The 14,407-nt window shown below is 69.4% G+C and carries 10 protein-coding genes; 3 read left to right on the top strand and 7 right to left on the bottom strand.

Annotated features, from left to right (window positions below):
* Window position 1: 1 nt before the first annotated feature.
* The 7 genes from rffA to JL100_RS33185 form a co-directional block, all read right to left on the bottom strand.
* Window positions 2–1,300, bottom strand: coding sequence for a dTDP-4-amino-4,6-dideoxygalactose transaminase (rffA, locus tag JL100_RS33215; protein WP_228421720.1), 1,299 nt, complete (start codon window positions 1,298–1,300; stop codon window positions 2–4).
* Between the two features lie 96 nt (window positions 1,301–1,396).
* On the bottom strand, window positions 1,397–2,644 hold the full coding sequence (locus JL100_RS33210) for a glycosyltransferase family 4 protein (protein WP_202684708.1): 1,248 nt from the start codon (window positions 2,642–2,644) through the stop codon (window positions 1,397–1,399).
* 169 nt (window positions 2,645–2,813) lie between these two features.
* Window positions 2,814–5,108, bottom strand: a complete 2,295-nt coding sequence (locus JL100_RS33205) for a GumC family protein (protein WP_202684709.1) — start codon at window positions 5,106–5,108, stop codon at window positions 2,814–2,816.
* Window positions 5,109–5,142: 34 nt separating this feature from the next.
* Window positions 5,143–6,354: a glycosyltransferase family 4 protein gene (locus JL100_RS33200; protein ID WP_202684710.1), complete on the bottom strand. Its 1,212-nt coding sequence runs from the start codon at window positions 6,352–6,354 to the stop codon at window positions 5,143–5,145.
* Between the two features lie 145 nt (window positions 6,355–6,499).
* Complete coding sequence (locus JL100_RS33195) at window positions 6,500–7,702, bottom strand: glycosyltransferase family 4 protein (protein ID WP_202684711.1); 1,203 nt, start codon at window positions 7,700–7,702, stop codon at window positions 6,500–6,502.
* Between the two features lie 3 nt (window positions 7,703–7,705).
* Window positions 7,706–9,223: a hypothetical protein gene (locus tag JL100_RS33190; RefSeq protein ID WP_202684712.1), complete on the bottom strand. Its 1,518-nt coding sequence runs from the start codon at window positions 9,221–9,223 to the stop codon at window positions 7,706–7,708.
* Complete coding sequence (locus JL100_RS33185; protein WP_202684713.1) at window positions 9,220–10,437, bottom strand: glycosyltransferase family 4 protein; 1,218 nt, start codon at window positions 10,435–10,437, stop codon at window positions 9,220–9,222. Before JL100_RS33185 ends, JL100_RS33190 begins: the two co-directional genes overlap by 4 nt.
* Before the next feature lie 393 nt (window positions 10,438–10,830).
* Between JL100_RS33185 and JL100_RS33180 the strand changes: the two genes are divergently transcribed.
* Genes JL100_RS33180 through JL100_RS33170 form a run of 3 tightly spaced genes read left to right on the top strand, consistent with a single transcriptional unit; the run spans window position 10,831 to window position 14,404 of the window.
* Window positions 10,831–12,312: an O-antigen ligase family protein gene (locus tag JL100_RS33180; RefSeq protein ID WP_202684714.1), complete on the top strand. Its 1,482-nt coding sequence runs from the start codon at window positions 10,831–10,833 to the stop codon at window positions 12,310–12,312.
* Entirely contained in the window at window positions 12,309–13,289 is a 981-nt protein-coding gene (locus tag JL100_RS33175) for a glycosyltransferase family 2 protein (protein WP_202684715.1), read from the top strand. The genes JL100_RS33180 and JL100_RS33175 overlap by 4 nt, the downstream gene beginning before the upstream one ends.
* Window positions 13,286–14,404: a hypothetical protein gene (locus tag JL100_RS33170; protein ID WP_202684716.1), complete on the top strand. Its 1,119-nt coding sequence runs from the start codon at window positions 13,286–13,288 to the stop codon at window positions 14,402–14,404. The genes JL100_RS33175 and JL100_RS33170 overlap by 4 nt, the downstream gene beginning before the upstream one ends.
* The last annotated feature ends 3 nt before the right edge of the window (window positions 14,405–14,407 follow it).

The raw sequence follows: 14,407 nt of genomic DNA, 5'->3' as shown, positions 1-14,407 counted from the left end.
CTCAGCCTTGGAAGAACGCGCGGACCGCCTCGATCACCTTGTCCTGCTCGCTGCGCGTGATGTTCGCGAACAGCGGCAGCCGCAGCATGCATTTCGCCGCATGCTCGGTGACCGGCAGGAGACCCGCCGTCCGGCAGTGCGAGACACCCATGGGCGCCGAATGCAGCGGGACGAAGTGGGACGTGGCCTGGACGCCGCAGCTCTTCAAGAAGGCCAGCAGACGATCGCGGGTGTCCTGGCTTTCCAGCAGGATGTGGAAGATGTGGTAGTTGCTGCGGGCATAGTCGGGAATGACCGGCAGCGTCAGCAGGCCCCGGCGCTCCAGGCCGCGCAGGCCCTTGCGGTAGTAGCCGTAGGCGGCTCCGCGCAGGGCGGTGATCAGGTCCATGGCTTCCAGCTGCGACACCAGGAAGGCCGCCACGACCTCGCTCATGGCCAGCGACGAGCCGGGGCTGACCCAGGTGTACTTGTCGATCTCGCCGCGGAAGAACTGGCGGCGGTTGGTGCCCTTGTCCCGGTAGTTGCAGGCTGAGTCGTCGAGGGCCGGATTGTTGATGCAGAGGGCGCCGCCCTCGCCGGAGACGATGTTCTTGGTGTGGTGGAAGCTGTAGGCGCCCATCTCGCCGATGCTGCCCAGCGCCCGGTCCTTGTAGGACGCGCCGACGCCCTGGGCCGCGTCCTCCACCATGGGAATGCCGTGGCGCGCCGCCACGGCCGCGATCCGGTCGAGGTCGGAGCTGACGCCGGCATAGTGGACCACGCAGATCGCCTTGGTCCGGGGCGTGATCGCCGCCTCGACGATGTTCTCGTCCATGGTCAGGGTGTCGATCCGCACGTCCACGAAGACCGGGGTGGCGCCCGCCAGCAGGAAGGCGTTGGCGGTCGAGCAGAAGGTGAACGACGGCATGATCACCTCGTCACCGGGGCCGATCCCCAGGACCCGCGGCATCGCCTCCAGCGCCAGGGTGCAGGACGGGGTCAGCAGGACATGGCGAAGCCCCAGCCGGGACTTCAGGAACTCGATGCAGCGGGTGGTCGCGCGGCCGTCGGTCGCGACATTATCGTCCCCCGAGGCGGCGTTGAGGCTCGACCGCTCCTCGCCGGTGAGGAAGATCCGGTTGAACGGAACGGGTCCGACCGGCTCGATCAAGCGGGACCGGAACGTCTGCCTGACCTCGGGCAGCCTGAACTTGTGGATCGACGCGATGGATGAGCCGCCGGCCGCGGCATCGCCGGCAAGGGATTCCCCCGTGGCCGCACCGAGGCTGACAACACCGTCGGTCGCTTGAACAGGGTTCATCATCATCCTCTCGGACACGCTCATGATTGCGCCTTTCAGCTCTACAGAAATTTGTGAATTGATGCCGGCCCCGGAGGCTTGCGCCGTCCGGCGCGCCTACGCCGCGTGGCCGGGGTGGGTGACCAGGCGCTTCTCGGCCCATTCGGCCTCGACCATCGGCTCCGGCCGGACGCCGTCGTAATGCTGGACGTGACGCTCGAACTCCTGGCCGATGAAGGCCAGCAGATCGTCGCGGAAGCGCTGTTCGCCGAAGCGGAGCGCGTTGGCGCGGCAGGCCTGCGGGGTGATCCGGGATGACATCCGCTCGAACAGGTCGACCGCCTCGACCAGGCTGTCGCTGGTCTGCTGGTTGAAGAACATGCCGGTCGGCTGGGCCGAGTTCAGCAGCCCGCGGACCGTCTCCAGGGCGCCGCCGCGGCCATAGGCGATCACCGGCGTGCCGCAGGCCTGGGCCTCCAGCGGGACGATGCCGAAATCCTCCTCGGCCGCGAAGACGAAGGCGCGGGCCTGCTGCATCAGCGTGGTCAGCCGGTCGGAATCGACATGGCCGAGGATCTCGACGTTCGGGCCGGCCAGCGCCTGGATGCGGCGCATCTCCGGTCCCTCGCCCGCGATCACCAGGCGCCGTTCCGGCGTCCGCGAGAAGGCCTCGGCGATCAGGTCGATGCGCTTGTACTGGACCAGTCGCGACGCGGTGAAATAGAAGTCGCCCTTGCTTTCGCCGACCCGGAAACGATCGACGTTGACCGGCGGCGAGATCACCTTGGCCGGACGGCGGTACAGCTTCCAGATCCGCTGGGCGACGAAGTTGGAATTGGCGATGTAGGAATCGACGCTGTTGCTGGTCCGGATGTCCCACAGCCGCATCTTGTGCAGGAGCAGCCTGGCCATCCAGGCCTTGGCGCCGCTGGTCAGCTTGGAATTCCGCAGATATTCGTGCTGCAGGTCCCAGGCGTAGCGCATCGGGGAATGCACGTAGCTGACATGGAACTGCCGCGGGCCGGTGATGATCCCCTTGGCGACCGCGTAGGAGCTGGAGATCACCAGGTCGTAGTCCGACAGGTCGAACTGCTCGATCGCCAGCGGCATCAGGGGCAGCAGGAATCGGTGGTTGCCGTTCTTGCGGACCAGTTTCTGGATGAACGAGGTCTTGACCTTGCGGCCGCCCAGGAAACCCCGCTGGTCGTCGGGAAGGGTGTCGAACAGGCTGAAGACGTCGGCATTGGGGAAGACCGCCAGGATCTGCTCCAGCACCCGCTCGGCGCCACCGTAAGTATAGAGCCAGTCGTGGATCACGGCCACGCGCGCTTTTTCCACCAGGAAACCGCTACTGTCGAACGGCATGACGTGCTTGCCTCTCTGGCTGTTTGTCATGGATTTATTATAATTTTGCGGCGCACCGCGGTCGCCGAATAGGAAGAGGTCCCGCACCGCTCTTCCGCATACCCATTTCTGTCGGGTGATCCTTACCCCTTGCGGGGCGCCATCGGCGCGGCGCCCCGGCCGGTCGCGCTCAGTCCGCGTAGTAGGGGTTGCGGTAGCTGTAGTCCTCGTGGCCGCCCTTGGCCCGCTTCTTCAGGTCGACCATGGTCATGACCGCGCCGGAGACCTTGACGCCGCTGACCCGCAGCCGCTTGACCGCGTCGTTGACCAGCTTGCGCGAGGTCTTGGACCAGCGGACCATCAGCAGGCTGGCGTCGGCGTAGCGGGCCAGCACCAGGGCGTCGGACACCGCCATCACCGGCGGCGCGTCGATCACCACCAGGTCGTAGTGGCGCAGCGCCTGGGTGATGACACCCTGCATCGGGCGGCCCATCAGCAGCCGCTGCGGGTTCTGCTCGTGCCGCGCGGTCGCGAGATAGTGGAGGCCGGTCGCCTCGTCCACCCGGATCGCGTCGCCGAACTCCCGCCTGCCTTCCAGCACCTCGATCAGGTCGGCGGGCGCATCGGCCTGATCGGCCACGGGCTTGCCCGGCATCACCTCGAGCAGCCGGGACCGGCGCAGGTCGCCGTCGATCAGCAGGACCTTCTGGTTGCCGAGCGCCAGCTGGCGGGTCAGGGAGGCGCAGAAGGTCGACTTGCCCTCGCCGGCCACCGCCGAGGTGACCAGGATGACGCGGGCGGTGCGGCTCTGGCTGACGCTGTGGATCAGGCTCTGGACGGTGCGCAGGGACTCGGAATAGGCGGAGATCGGCTTCTCGACGAGATAGTCCACCGGGTTGCCCTTGCGGCCGCGCCGGACCAGCGGGATGCTTCCGAAGCCGGGGATGCCGGTCTCGCCTTCCAGGTCATCGATGTCGTTGAAGCCGCGCTGCAGGTTCTCGGCGACGAAGGCGATGAACAGGCCCAGGAACAGGCCGAACACCAGGCCGATCACGGCGAACAGCTTGCGGTTGGGGAAGGCCGGGAACGGGGCTTCGACCGCCTCGGAGATGATCCGCGCGTCGGGCCGCGCCAGTTCGGCCTGCGCGCCGGTCTCCTTCATGCGCTGGAGGAAGCTCTGGTACAGCTCGCGGGCGGCGTCGGCCTCGCGCTGGAACTGGCGCACCTGGATCTCGACCTTGGCGCCGTCGGCATAGCTCGCCTCCAGCTGGCGAAGGCGGTTCTGAAGGCTCTGCTCGCTGGCGCGGGCGATCGCGACGTCGTTGTTCAGGGCCTGGACGGTCCGCTGCATCTCGTCCCGGATGCGCTGCTCGACCGAGGCCAGCTCGCTGCGCAGGCCGATGATCGTGGGGTGGCGGTCGCCGTACTGGCTCGACAGGTCGGCCATCTTGCGCTTGATCTCGGTCTGGTCGCGCGCCAGCAGCTGGAGCATCGGGCTTTCCAGCACGGCCGCGGCGCTGTCGATGCTGCCGCGGGTGCGCAGCATGTCCTGGCCGGAGCGCAGCTTGGCCTCGGCCTGGGTGACCGCGGCGCGGGCGGCGACGAGCTGGACGTTCAGCTGCGCCATCTGCTGGCTGACCGCCGAGCCGCCGCGCGCCGGATCGGCCAGCCCCGCGTTCTCCTGGAGCTTCTGGACGCGGGTCTCGGCGGCCAGCACGTCCTCGCGCAGCACCTGGACCTGACGCTTCAGCCACTCGTTGGCATTGACCGTCTCGCGGACCTTCTCGTCCCGCTGCATCTGCAGGTATTCGTTGGCGAAGGCGTTGGCGACCAGCGCCGCCTGCTCCGCCGAGGCCGCGGAATAGCCCACCCGGATGCTGTAGGATCGGCCGTCGTTGGCGGCGCTGACGTTGCCGAGCAAGATGTTGATCATCTGCTCGCGCGGATCGCTGGACACCGGCTGGGACGGGACGTCCGGCCGGGCAAGCGCGGCGCGGATCCCGTCCACCACCTCGCTCGGGCCGACCAGGGCGGCGGCCCGGTCGAACAGGCCGGACTCGGCGATCGAACGCCCCAGGCGCTGGAGACCGTCCCTGATCAGGCCGGCGTCCTCGGAAACCGGCTCCGGCGTCAGCCCGAGCGAGTCGACCACCCGCCCGGCGGCGGTGCGCGAGGTCAGGATGTCGATTTCGCCGCGGATGATCGAGTTGTCGACCTTCAGGTCGGGGATCACGCTGGCGCTTTCCGTGATGGCGGCGCCGCGCACGTTCAGGGAGATCACCGCCTCGGCCCAATAGGTCGGCTTGACGGCATAGCTGGCGCCGACCCCGATCGCGGTGCAGGCCACCGCCAGGCCCAGGATCGTCCCCCGCCGGCGCTTGATCGCGGCCATGATGGCGCCGAGGTCGATTTCATCGCCTTTCGCCGGACGGGCGTGGGCCGGTGCCGGCTCGCTGATGGGGGAGGAGAGCATCTCGACGCTCATTATCGCCTCAATCAAAGTTTGATGGTTTTTGAATTCAGCCGGAAATGGCTGTCGAACCGCCGCGGCCGCCCGGAAGCGGGTCGGTGGCCGGGGCGGGCAGGACGCGGCCGATCTCCCGGCGGATGCCGTCGATCATGACCTCGGTGGAGAAGTTCGCGACCGCCGCCCGCCGGGCCTGGTCCGCCATCGTGGCGGCCTCGCCCGGCTCGGCCAGGATGCGCGCCATGGCGGCCCGGAGTTCCGCGACGCTCCCGGGTGCTACCAGCCGGCCGGTGACGCCGTCCTCGACGATCTCCAGCGCGCCGCCGGCCCGGGACGCGATCAGGGGCGAGCGGGCCAGCATCGCCTCGACCAGCACCCGGCCGAACGGCTCCGCCGCGGTGGAGGCGTGGACGATCAGGGTCATCATGCGCATCAGCCGGGGGATGTCGCGCCGGAAGCCCAGGAAATGGACCCTGTCCCGCACGCCGAGCTCGGCGCAGAGGAGCTTCAGTTCCTCCTCGTAGACCTGCTCGCCGAACAGCGCGCCGCCGACGATCACGGCATGAAGGCCGGGAACGGCGGCGACGGCGCGGATGAAGACATGCTGGCCCTTCCACGGGGCGAGGCGGCCGAACATCCCGGCCAGCGGCTTGCCGTCGAGGCCCAGCGCGTGGCGGAGGGCCGCGATCTCCTCCTCGGAGTCCCGGTCGAACGGAGCCCCGGAAAAGCCGTTGGGCACCACGCCGACCAGGTCGGGGTTGCCGCCTTCGCGGACGAAGGCTTCGGCCGTCGCGGACGAATTGGCGATGACGCGGGCGCAGAAGCGGTTGGCGACCAGCACCGGCAGCCGCCGGTTCATCGCCGAGAAGTGCTCGGCCGAGAGGATGTCGTGCAGGTGCCAGACCAGCGGCCGGCCGGCCATCCAGGCGGCGGGGCCGCCGACGATCAGCGACTTCTGGGTATTGGCATAGACGACGTCGTAGGATCGGGCGAGACGGGCGAGCTGGTGCGCCAGCCGGGGAATGCCCGCGGCCGCCCGCAGGCCCTGATCCCAGCCGCCGCCGCGGCGCACGCCCAGGACGGCCTCGCCGGCTTCGACCAGGGTCGAAGGGACGCCCTGGTCGCGCAGCAGGTCGCGGAACGGCCCCGGCTGCATCAAGGCCACGCATAGGGGCGCCGCCCAATGCATCGCGGTATCGAGCAGCGACAGCTCGGCACCGCCCACATCGGAGGCGTGATCGACGAAGAGTATGGATGGATCCATGTGGCCCGGTGCATCCCGTGACAAATGCGTTATAAGATTTTTTACCAAAATCCCGGACGCCGGATCAGTCCGGGATTTGTACTACTACCGAAAGGGTTGGATTCGGCCGGGAGATGTCGCAGTGCGGGATAACCCGCAATCGCCTTCAGGCGCCTTCAGGTGCCCCCAGGCCGGCCGGTGCCCGGGTTTCGGCGACCCGCCGGGTCGCCTGTTCGAACAGGTCGAGGTAATTCCCGGTCGCCACGTCCCAGGTCTGGCGCCCGGCGACTTCCAATGCCGCGCTTCCCAGGCTTCGGGCCAGGCCTGGGTCGTCGCGCAACCGGGCCATGGCCCGGGCGAGCCAGGCGACATCCTCCGGGTCCGGGGAGATCAGCGCCGCGTCGGGCGCGAAGATCCCGGCGGCTCCGACCGATGCCGCAGTGATCACCGGCAGGCCGGTGGCCGCGGCTTCCAGCAGGACGAGGCCGCTGGTCTCGTAGCGCGAGGGGAAGATGAAGAAATCGGCCGAGCGGAACGCCGCCGCGACGCCATCCGGCCTCATGAAGCCCAGGAAATGGCAGCGGTCCTTGACGCCCAGCCGCTCCGCCATGGCCGGGAAGGCGCTGCCCTCCGCCGTTCCGACGACCGCGAGATGGACGCCGGGAGTGATCGCGAGCGCCTTCAGGACGCTGTCCAGGTTCTTCCGGCTGGTCTGGATGTCGCCGACGAAGATCCCGGTCGGAACACCCTCGGGCAGGCCGAAGCGCGCCCTGTCCCCGGGGCCGGGGCGGAAGCGCGAGAGATCGACGCCGTTGTGGATCGTGACGACCCGGTCGGGCGCGAAGCCCATCGCGATCACCTCTTCCCGCAGCGGGTCGGAGACCGCGACGATCCGCCCGGAGCGGGCGAGGGCATGGCGCTCGAACAGGCAGTTCGCCTGGCTGTAGAGCCAGCGGTAGGCGCCGTCGGGGCTGCGCTTCAGCCGCCAGGGATGGTTGGGCGACCGGGTCCAGGTGCGGTGCAGGAAATGGACGGCGTTGACGTCGCTTCGCCCCCACATGCAGAAGCCGTTGGTCACGACCAGGTCCAGCCGACGGCGGCGCCGCGCGACCGCCGCCGTAGCCTGGAGCGCCAGGGCCTGGTCGCGCAGCAGCTGGGTCGGCAGCTTCCAGGACTTGAGGCGCACCACCTCGACGCCGGGGTGCGCCGCCAGCGCCGGATCTGCGTCCTCGCAGAACAGGGTGACGCGGTGCCCCCGGGCCAGCGCCGCGGCGGCGATCTCGCAGTTCACCAGCCCCTGCCCGTTCTCGCGGTGGAAGGCGAAGCTGACCATCCCGATGTTCAGGCCGCCATGTACGGTTCGGTTCATGGATCAGTCCTTGTCGGTGACCAGGATGCGGAACCGCACACCGCCCGACGGGGCCGGCGCCGATAGCCGTACTGTGAGTTCCGTGAAGGCGCCCTGCTCCGCGGTGGCGATCCACCAGGAGCCGCCGGGGTCGCCCATGGGTGTGGCCTGCGGGTTGATGCCGCGCGACGAGGCGGCGTAGCAGTTGGTCTGCACCCGGACGGAGGCGGAACGCGCCCCGGCGGGAACCGCCACTTCCACCGTGTTCACGGTGTCGCGGACGCTGACGCGGGTCAGGCCCTCGGTGTAGTCGTTGCCGGCCACCAGCTTCCAGTCGGGCTCGGGCTTGGCCCGGCCGGAGAAGATCAGGCGGAACCGCCCCTGCCCGTCGCCGGCATGGATCATTCCCCTGTCGCCCGGAGCGAACGGGAAATTGTCCATCTCGATCGTATTGATGCCCTGGACGAAGGGCAGCTTCAGGCAGTAATCGCGCGGCCGGGACGCGATCCTGAAGGAATCGTCCCAATTGAAGCCGGTCCCGACGATCCGGATTCCGGACACCATGGGGTTCTCGCCCGCCGCTGTCGCGTCGGACACGATCGCCCCGTTGCCCAGCGCCTCGAACCGGCCATGGATGATGCCGTCGGTCAGCAGGTTGTTACGGCCCGGCCCCGGCTCCTGGTAGATGCCGTAGGGCTGGAAGCCGAAGGTCGTCTGGTAGCAGGTGAAGCCGCCGCCCAGCCCGGCGTCGGGCCGGCAGCCGATGCCGGCGAACCGGTTGCCGCCGAACTGGCAGTTCAGCATCTTGGTGTCGCCGTTGGTCCTGACCAGATGCAGGCCATAGTAATTGTCGGTCGCGGCGACGCTGTACATCATGATGTGGCCGTCATCCTGGTCGATGACGATGCCGTTGCGGAATCCGCTGACGAACACGCGCTCGAGCTGCGGCGCGGTCTTGGTTCCCGGCCGGCCGATCCGGACGCCGTCGCACTCGGCCGGGCTCTCGCCCACCCTGGCCGGGCGTCCCGGCCCCTCTATGGTCAGGTCGCGCAGATAGGGCCGGACGTTCATCCGGTTGGAATCGCCGGTCAGCTCGATGCAGGGCCGGCCCCTCCCCAGGTCCGCGCACACCAGGGTCGTGCCGATCGCGTCGGAGAACATCGACACCTGGTCCAGCGTCAGGGTGCCGCCGACCCGGTAGCGCCGGCCCCCGGGCAGGTAGACCGCCTTCTTGGGCCGGGCCGCCTCGGCCTCCAGGATCGCGAGGCGGATCGCCGCCTCGTCGATCTCCATCCGCAGGCTGGCCGCGAACGGATACATCTTGCGGGCGGCGTCCAGGGTCGGAAAGACCTCCGACAGGGGATGGCTGTCGCCGTCGCCGATCGCGCCCTTGTCGGCGACCGACACGGTCCCGGTGCCGCGCAGCACGCCGACCGGGATCGCGTTGGACACCCCGGCGACCATGCCGTAGATGGCGTCCCGCCCGTCCAGCATCCACGGTCCCGCCATGCTGCCGGGAAGCGCCCCGTGGGCGGCGCTCATGGCGCGGCTCCCAGCACCTTGCGATAGACCCGGGACGTGCGCTCGGCCACCAGCGACCATTGGAACCGGTCCAGCGCGTAGTGGCGGCATGCCACCCGGTCGGGCACCTTGATGACGCCCAGCAGCACGGCGGCCAAGCCGTCCGCCAGCCCGGCCTGCCCGCCGTCCTCGAGCACCAGCCCCGGCGACAGGTCGGCCACCACGGAGGGCAAGCCGCCGACCGGGGTGACCAGCGCCGGGCAGCCGGCGGCCAGGGATTCCGCCGCGACCAGCCCGAAGCCTTCCAGCGTCACCGACGGCACGACCGACAGGTCCGCGGCACGGTAGTAGAGCGGCAGTTCCGCATCGGGAATGAACCCCAGCATGCGGACGTGGCGGTCCAGCCCGCGCTCCGCGACGCGGCGCTTAAGCTCGGCCTCGATCGGGCCCTTGCCGCCGATCAACAGCAGCACGTCGGGAACCGCCTCGCGCAGGTCGCCGATGGCGTCGATCAGGTCCTCCAGCCCCATGCGCCGGCACAGGCGGCGGACGGTCAGCAGGATCGGCCGGTCCGACGGCAGGTCGAGCAGCCGGCGCGCCTCGGCCGGGGTGGCGTTCTCCTGGAAGAAGCTGTCGGCGACGCCGCCGGGGACCACGTCGATCCGGTCGCCCGGGACCCGATAATGGTTCTCCAGCAGCCGGGCGAAGGCGTCGGACAGCACGATGAAGCGGTCGGCCGTGCGGTATACCGCCGTCTCGATCAGCCAGCGGCTGTGCTGCGCCAGGAACCCGCCCCCTTCGGCGGCGCATTCGAGGGCCCAGGGGCCGTGGAAGTGCATCACGAAAGGACGTTTGCGCAGATGGTCGTACAGGGGCAGGCTGTAGAGGCCGAAATGGCTGGCGATCAGGTCGGCTCCGCCGGACTTCAGGACCTCGCCGGCCCTGGCCCGGATCGCCCTCATCCGGACCTTCCAGTCGTCGTCGTGGCGGGCGAAGCTGGTGACCCGCCCGCCGCTGCCGCGGGCGACGTTCTCCGATCCGGCGACCAGCCCGACGACGTCGACGCCCTGGTCGGGCAGATGGCGGGCGAGGTTGTAGTAGACGCAGTCGAGTCCGCCCGGCGTCTCGGGGAACCAGCCGATGCCGATCTGCAGGGTGGTGACGCGCGCGGGAGGAACCAGCGACAGCGGCTGACGGCCGCCGGGCGCGTCGACGGCGGGATACGACAAGGTCATAAGGGAAATCACCCGGGTCATGACTGGAAGCTGACGGCGGATGCTAGGGCAAACGCGTAAAATGCCGCCAGATCCTCATCGGAGGGGCATTCCGGGACGTCAGGCCCTTACCTTCGGGGCTGGCGCCGGAGCGAAGCATGGAGCGAACGGATAACTGATTATTTGCAGCCACCCGCCCCGACGGAGGTCTGTCCTTCGATGCCATGGATCATCCAAGTCGCCGCCCCGCCCCGTCGTATCATCCCGAAGACTCCGGCGGCATTCCTGCCGGTTTCTTCTTCGGACTAATCTTCTTTCCTACCCGGCCCGCACCCGCCGCCTGTGATAATTGGAAGACGTGCCCTCGCCCGGTCCGGCGACGGCTTCGGCCTGCAAATCATCGGGAAGCAGTGAATGACGGCGTACAGCATGGTTCCTCCCCAGGGTCCGCCCCAGGTGCCGCCCAAGGCCCGGCGCGACCGGCAGGTCAGGCTGACGGTACCGGTCAGCCTGTTCTTCATCGGCGGCTTCTGGGCCATCGTGCTGCTGTCCTGCGCGGCGGGGCTGACGGGGGCCACGCGGTTCTTCTACACGCCGCTCGCCTTCTTGATCGGTGCCTTCCTGTTCGTGCGGTTTCCGGCGGCCTACCTGGTCCATCTCTGGTGGATCTGGTTCCTGACGCCGTTCGTTCGCCGGGTGGTCGACTTCAAGTCCGGCTGGACCGAGTTCAGCCCGATCATGCTGGCGCCCTACGTCGTCAGCCTGCTGATGCTGGTCACCGTGATCCGGTTCCTGCCCCGGCTGAACCAGCGCGACATGTTCCCCTTCGTGCCGATCCTGGTGGCGCTGTCGCTGGCCTACCCGGTCGGGGTGATGAACGTCGGCTTCAGCCCGGCCTCGTTCGACGTGCTGAACTGGGTCCTGCCGGTCGTCATGGGCATCCACATCGCCTTCAGCTGGCGCAGCTATGAAAAGCTGAAGGCCTCGACCGAGCAGGCGTTCCTGATGGGCGCCGCCGTGCTCGGCATCTACGGCATCCATCAGTTCTTCTTCCTGGCGCCGTGGGACGCGTTCTGGATGCAGGTCGTGCAGATGGAATCGATCGGCCGGCCGGCGCCCATGGAAGTCCGCATCTTCGGCCCGCTGAATTCCCCCGGCCCCTATGCCAACATGCTGGCGGTCAGCCTGCTGATCGTGCTGGGGGCCCGCGGGCGCCTGCCCTTCCTGGCCGGCATCCCCGCGGTCGTGGCGCTGCTGCTGTCGCTGGTGCGGGCCGCCTGGGTCGGCTTCGGCGCCGGCCTGTTCATCATGCTCGCCAAGATGGACATGTCGCGCCGCGCCAAGCTGATCGCCGCCGTGCTGCTGACCGCCGTCCTGTCGCTGCCGCTGCTGTCGATCGAGCAGGTCTCCAAGACCGTGACGACGCGCATCGAGAGCATGATCGGCGACAAGGCGCAGGACGACCAGAGCTTCAACGACCGGGTCCACTTCTTCCAGACCTTCGTCGAGGACGCCCTGTCCAACCCGATCGGCCAGGGGATCGGCGCCACCGGCGTCGCGACCAAGATCTCCAACAACGGCAAGATGGGCGAGTTCGGCGTGATCGACAGCGGGTTGCTCGAGGTGCCGTTCGTGCTCGGCTGGCTGGGAGCGGCCCTGTACCTGTCGGGCGTGGCGCTGCTGGTCACGGCCACCTTCAAGCGGCGGTGGAGCCGGCACGACGGCTTCGTCACCGTCGCCGAATCGGTGGCATTGTCGATCCTGGTCCAGATGATCTTCACGAACATGCTGACCGGCTTCATCGGCACCCTGTTCTGGAGCTTCATCGGCTTCTCGATCGCGGCCGAGCGGCACTGGGCCTCCCAATCCTCCAGCCGCGGGGCCTCCGCACCATGAAGACCATGATGAAGATCAGCGTCCTCGTTCCCTCGTACCGGCGTCCCATGGACCTCGCCCGGTGCCTTGCCGGCCTCGCCCGGCAGCGCCGCCCGGCCGACCAGATCGTCGTCGTCGCCCGCGACGGCGACGACGAGACCATCGAGACGGTCCGGCGCTTCGCCCCGCTGTTCTCCCCGAACCCGCCGCCCGACCTGGTGCTGGTCGACCAGCCCGGCGTGATCCACGCCATGGCGACCGGCCTCGACCATGTCCGGGGCGAGGTGGTGGCTATCACCGACGACGACGCGGTTCCCCATGCCGATTGGCTGGAGCGGATCGAACGGACGTTCGCGGCGTCGGTCAAGGTCGGCGGCGTCGGCGGGCGCGACCTGATCCCGGGAGAACTGGGCGAGCCGGGCGGCCTGCACGGGAAGGTCGGCCTGGTCCAGTGGTGGGGCCGCGTGGTCGGCAACCATCACCTGGGGTGCGGCGGGCCGCGCCGGGTCCAGGTGCTGAAGGGCGTCAACTGCGCCTATCGGACGGGGCTGCTCCGCAAGGTCGGGTTCGACCGGCGGCTGAAGGGGGCGGGCGCGCAGGTCCATTTCGAGCTGGGCATCGGCCTGGACATGGTCGAGCGGGGCTGGCAGCTGGTCTACGACCCGGCGATCCTGGTCGACCACTTCCCCGCGCCCCGCCAGGATTACGACAAGCGCAACGGCTTCAACGCCCGGGCGGTCAGCGACGCGGTCCACAACGAGACCTTCCTGCTGCTCCACCACCTTTCGCCGGTCCGGCGGGCGGCGCTGCTGGCGTGGTCGCTGGCCTGCGGGACGCGGAACGCGCCCGGGTTGCTCTGCCTGGCGCTGGAAGCCCGCTCCGACCGCCGCCTGGCCCTCGACCGCTGGCGCGCGACCTTGCGCGGCCGGATGGAAGGCCTCGCCAGCTGGCGCCGCGAACGGACGCCGCGCGGCATGCCGCTGGCCGCCAGCCCATGAGGCCCCCTCCCAAGATGGACCGGGGAATCGACCGGCGCTCCTTCCTGAAGGCGGGCCTGAAGGCCGGCGCCAAGGTCGGCGGCATGGCCTGCCTGGTCCCGATCGCGTCCTCCGCCGTCCAGTCCCAGGGCCGGACGGCGGAGGAGATGGGCGGGACGCCGGTTCACCGGCTGCGCCTCGGCGCGGCGTGGCCGCTCTACGGCAACCTGCTCGGCCTCTCCACCCGGCGTCTCGCCCAGCGCATCCAGTGGCTCAGCGGCGGGTCCGTCGCGGTCGAGTTGGTGGATATCGGGACCGTCAGCCTGCCGGCGCTCGACGACGTCGCGCGGATCCCCGTCGATGCCTGGCACTCGGCCGCCCACCTGTGGCCCGGGGCTCCGCCCGTCTGGACCTTGTTCGGCATGCAGATGTTCGGGATGACGGCGCCGGAGGTCCGGGTCTGGCGCAACACCTCGCCCGGCCGGGGCGTGCGCGAGGATCAGGCCGGGCGCGCCGGCCTGGCGGTCTGGTTCACCGGCGAGGTCGCGGCCGGCGGGATGGCGGTGCGGAACGACGCCTGGCCCGATGGGGGCAGGATCGCCTGCAGCCCCGGGTCCGCCGCCGTCTGGGGGCGGCTCGGGTTCGACACCGTTCCGATGACCCCGGCGGCGGCCCTGGGCGCGGTCGTGAACGGCGAGGCGGTCGCGGCGGAGGTGCCGCCCGTGCTCGCCGGACCGGCCCGGCGGCTGGCGGACGCCAGGCTCCGCTATGTCCGTTTCGGCGCCTTCTCGCCGGGGCTGGCGACCGAACTGCTGGCGAAATCCGCCGTGGTCGACCGGCTTCCAGCCGACATGAAGGTCTGGCTCGCCCAGGCCTGCGCGGAGGAGGCGACCGCCCTGGCGGCCGAAGCGGCCCAGGAGGAACAGCGCTGGATGCGGGAGGCCGGAGGGGCAGGACTGCTGATCGAGGCACCCGCCGAGATCGTGGTGAGGGGGGGCAGGACCGTGGGCGACATGCTGCGCTCGCTGGAAACCGACGCCCTGGCCCATGACGTAGTCGATGCCTATCGCAAGGTGCGCCGGAACCTGGGAACGACCGCGGCGGGTTGCTGCGCCGGACACTCTTCATTTGGATAAAAT

This window comes from Skermanella mucosa (genome assembly GCF_016765655.2).
Lineage (GTDB): Bacteria > Pseudomonadota > Alphaproteobacteria > Azospirillales > Azospirillaceae > Skermanella > Skermanella mucosa.
The sequence above is the reverse complement of the archived record's forward strand: the minus strand, read 5'-3'. Positions and strand labels throughout refer to the sequence as shown.

Bases quoted from the DNA above. Each gene is read 5' to 3' on its own strand.
- JL100_RS33210 (WP_202684708.1), bottom strand. From the start codon at position 2,644: ATGCCGTTCGACAGTAGCGGTTTCCTGGTGGAAAAAGCGCGCGTGGCC.
- JL100_RS33200 (WP_202684710.1), bottom strand. From the start codon at position 6,354: ATGGATCCATCCATACTCTTCGTCGATCACGCCTCCGATGTGGGCGGT.
- JL100_RS33205 (WP_202684709.1), bottom strand. From the start codon at position 5,108: ATGAGCGTCGAGATGCTCTCCTCCCCCATCAGCGAGCCGGCACCGGCC.
- JL100_RS33175 (WP_202684715.1), top strand. From the start codon at position 12,309: ATGAAGACCATGATGAAGATCAGCGTCCTCGTTCCCTCGTACCGGCGT.
- JL100_RS33190 (WP_202684712.1), bottom strand. From the start codon at position 9,223: ATGAGCGCCGCCCACGGGGCGCTTCCCGGCAGCATGGCGGGACCGTGG.
- rffA (WP_228421720.1), bottom strand. From the start codon at position 1,300: ATGAACCCTGTTCAAGCGACCGACGGTGTTGTCAGCCTCGGTGCGGCC.
- JL100_RS33185 (WP_202684713.1), bottom strand. From the start codon at position 10,437: ATGACCTTGTCGTATCCCGCCGTCGACGCGCCCGGCGGCCGTCAGCCG.
- JL100_RS33195 (WP_202684711.1), bottom strand. From the start codon at position 7,702: ATGAACCGAACCGTACATGGCGGCCTGAACATCGGGATGGTCAGCTTC.
- JL100_RS33180 (WP_202684714.1), top strand. From the start codon at position 10,831: ATGACGGCGTACAGCATGGTTCCTCCCCAGGGTCCGCCCCAGGTGCCG.
- JL100_RS33170 (WP_202684716.1), top strand. From the start codon at position 13,286: ATGAGGCCCCCTCCCAAGATGGACCGGGGAATCGACCGGCGCTCCTTC.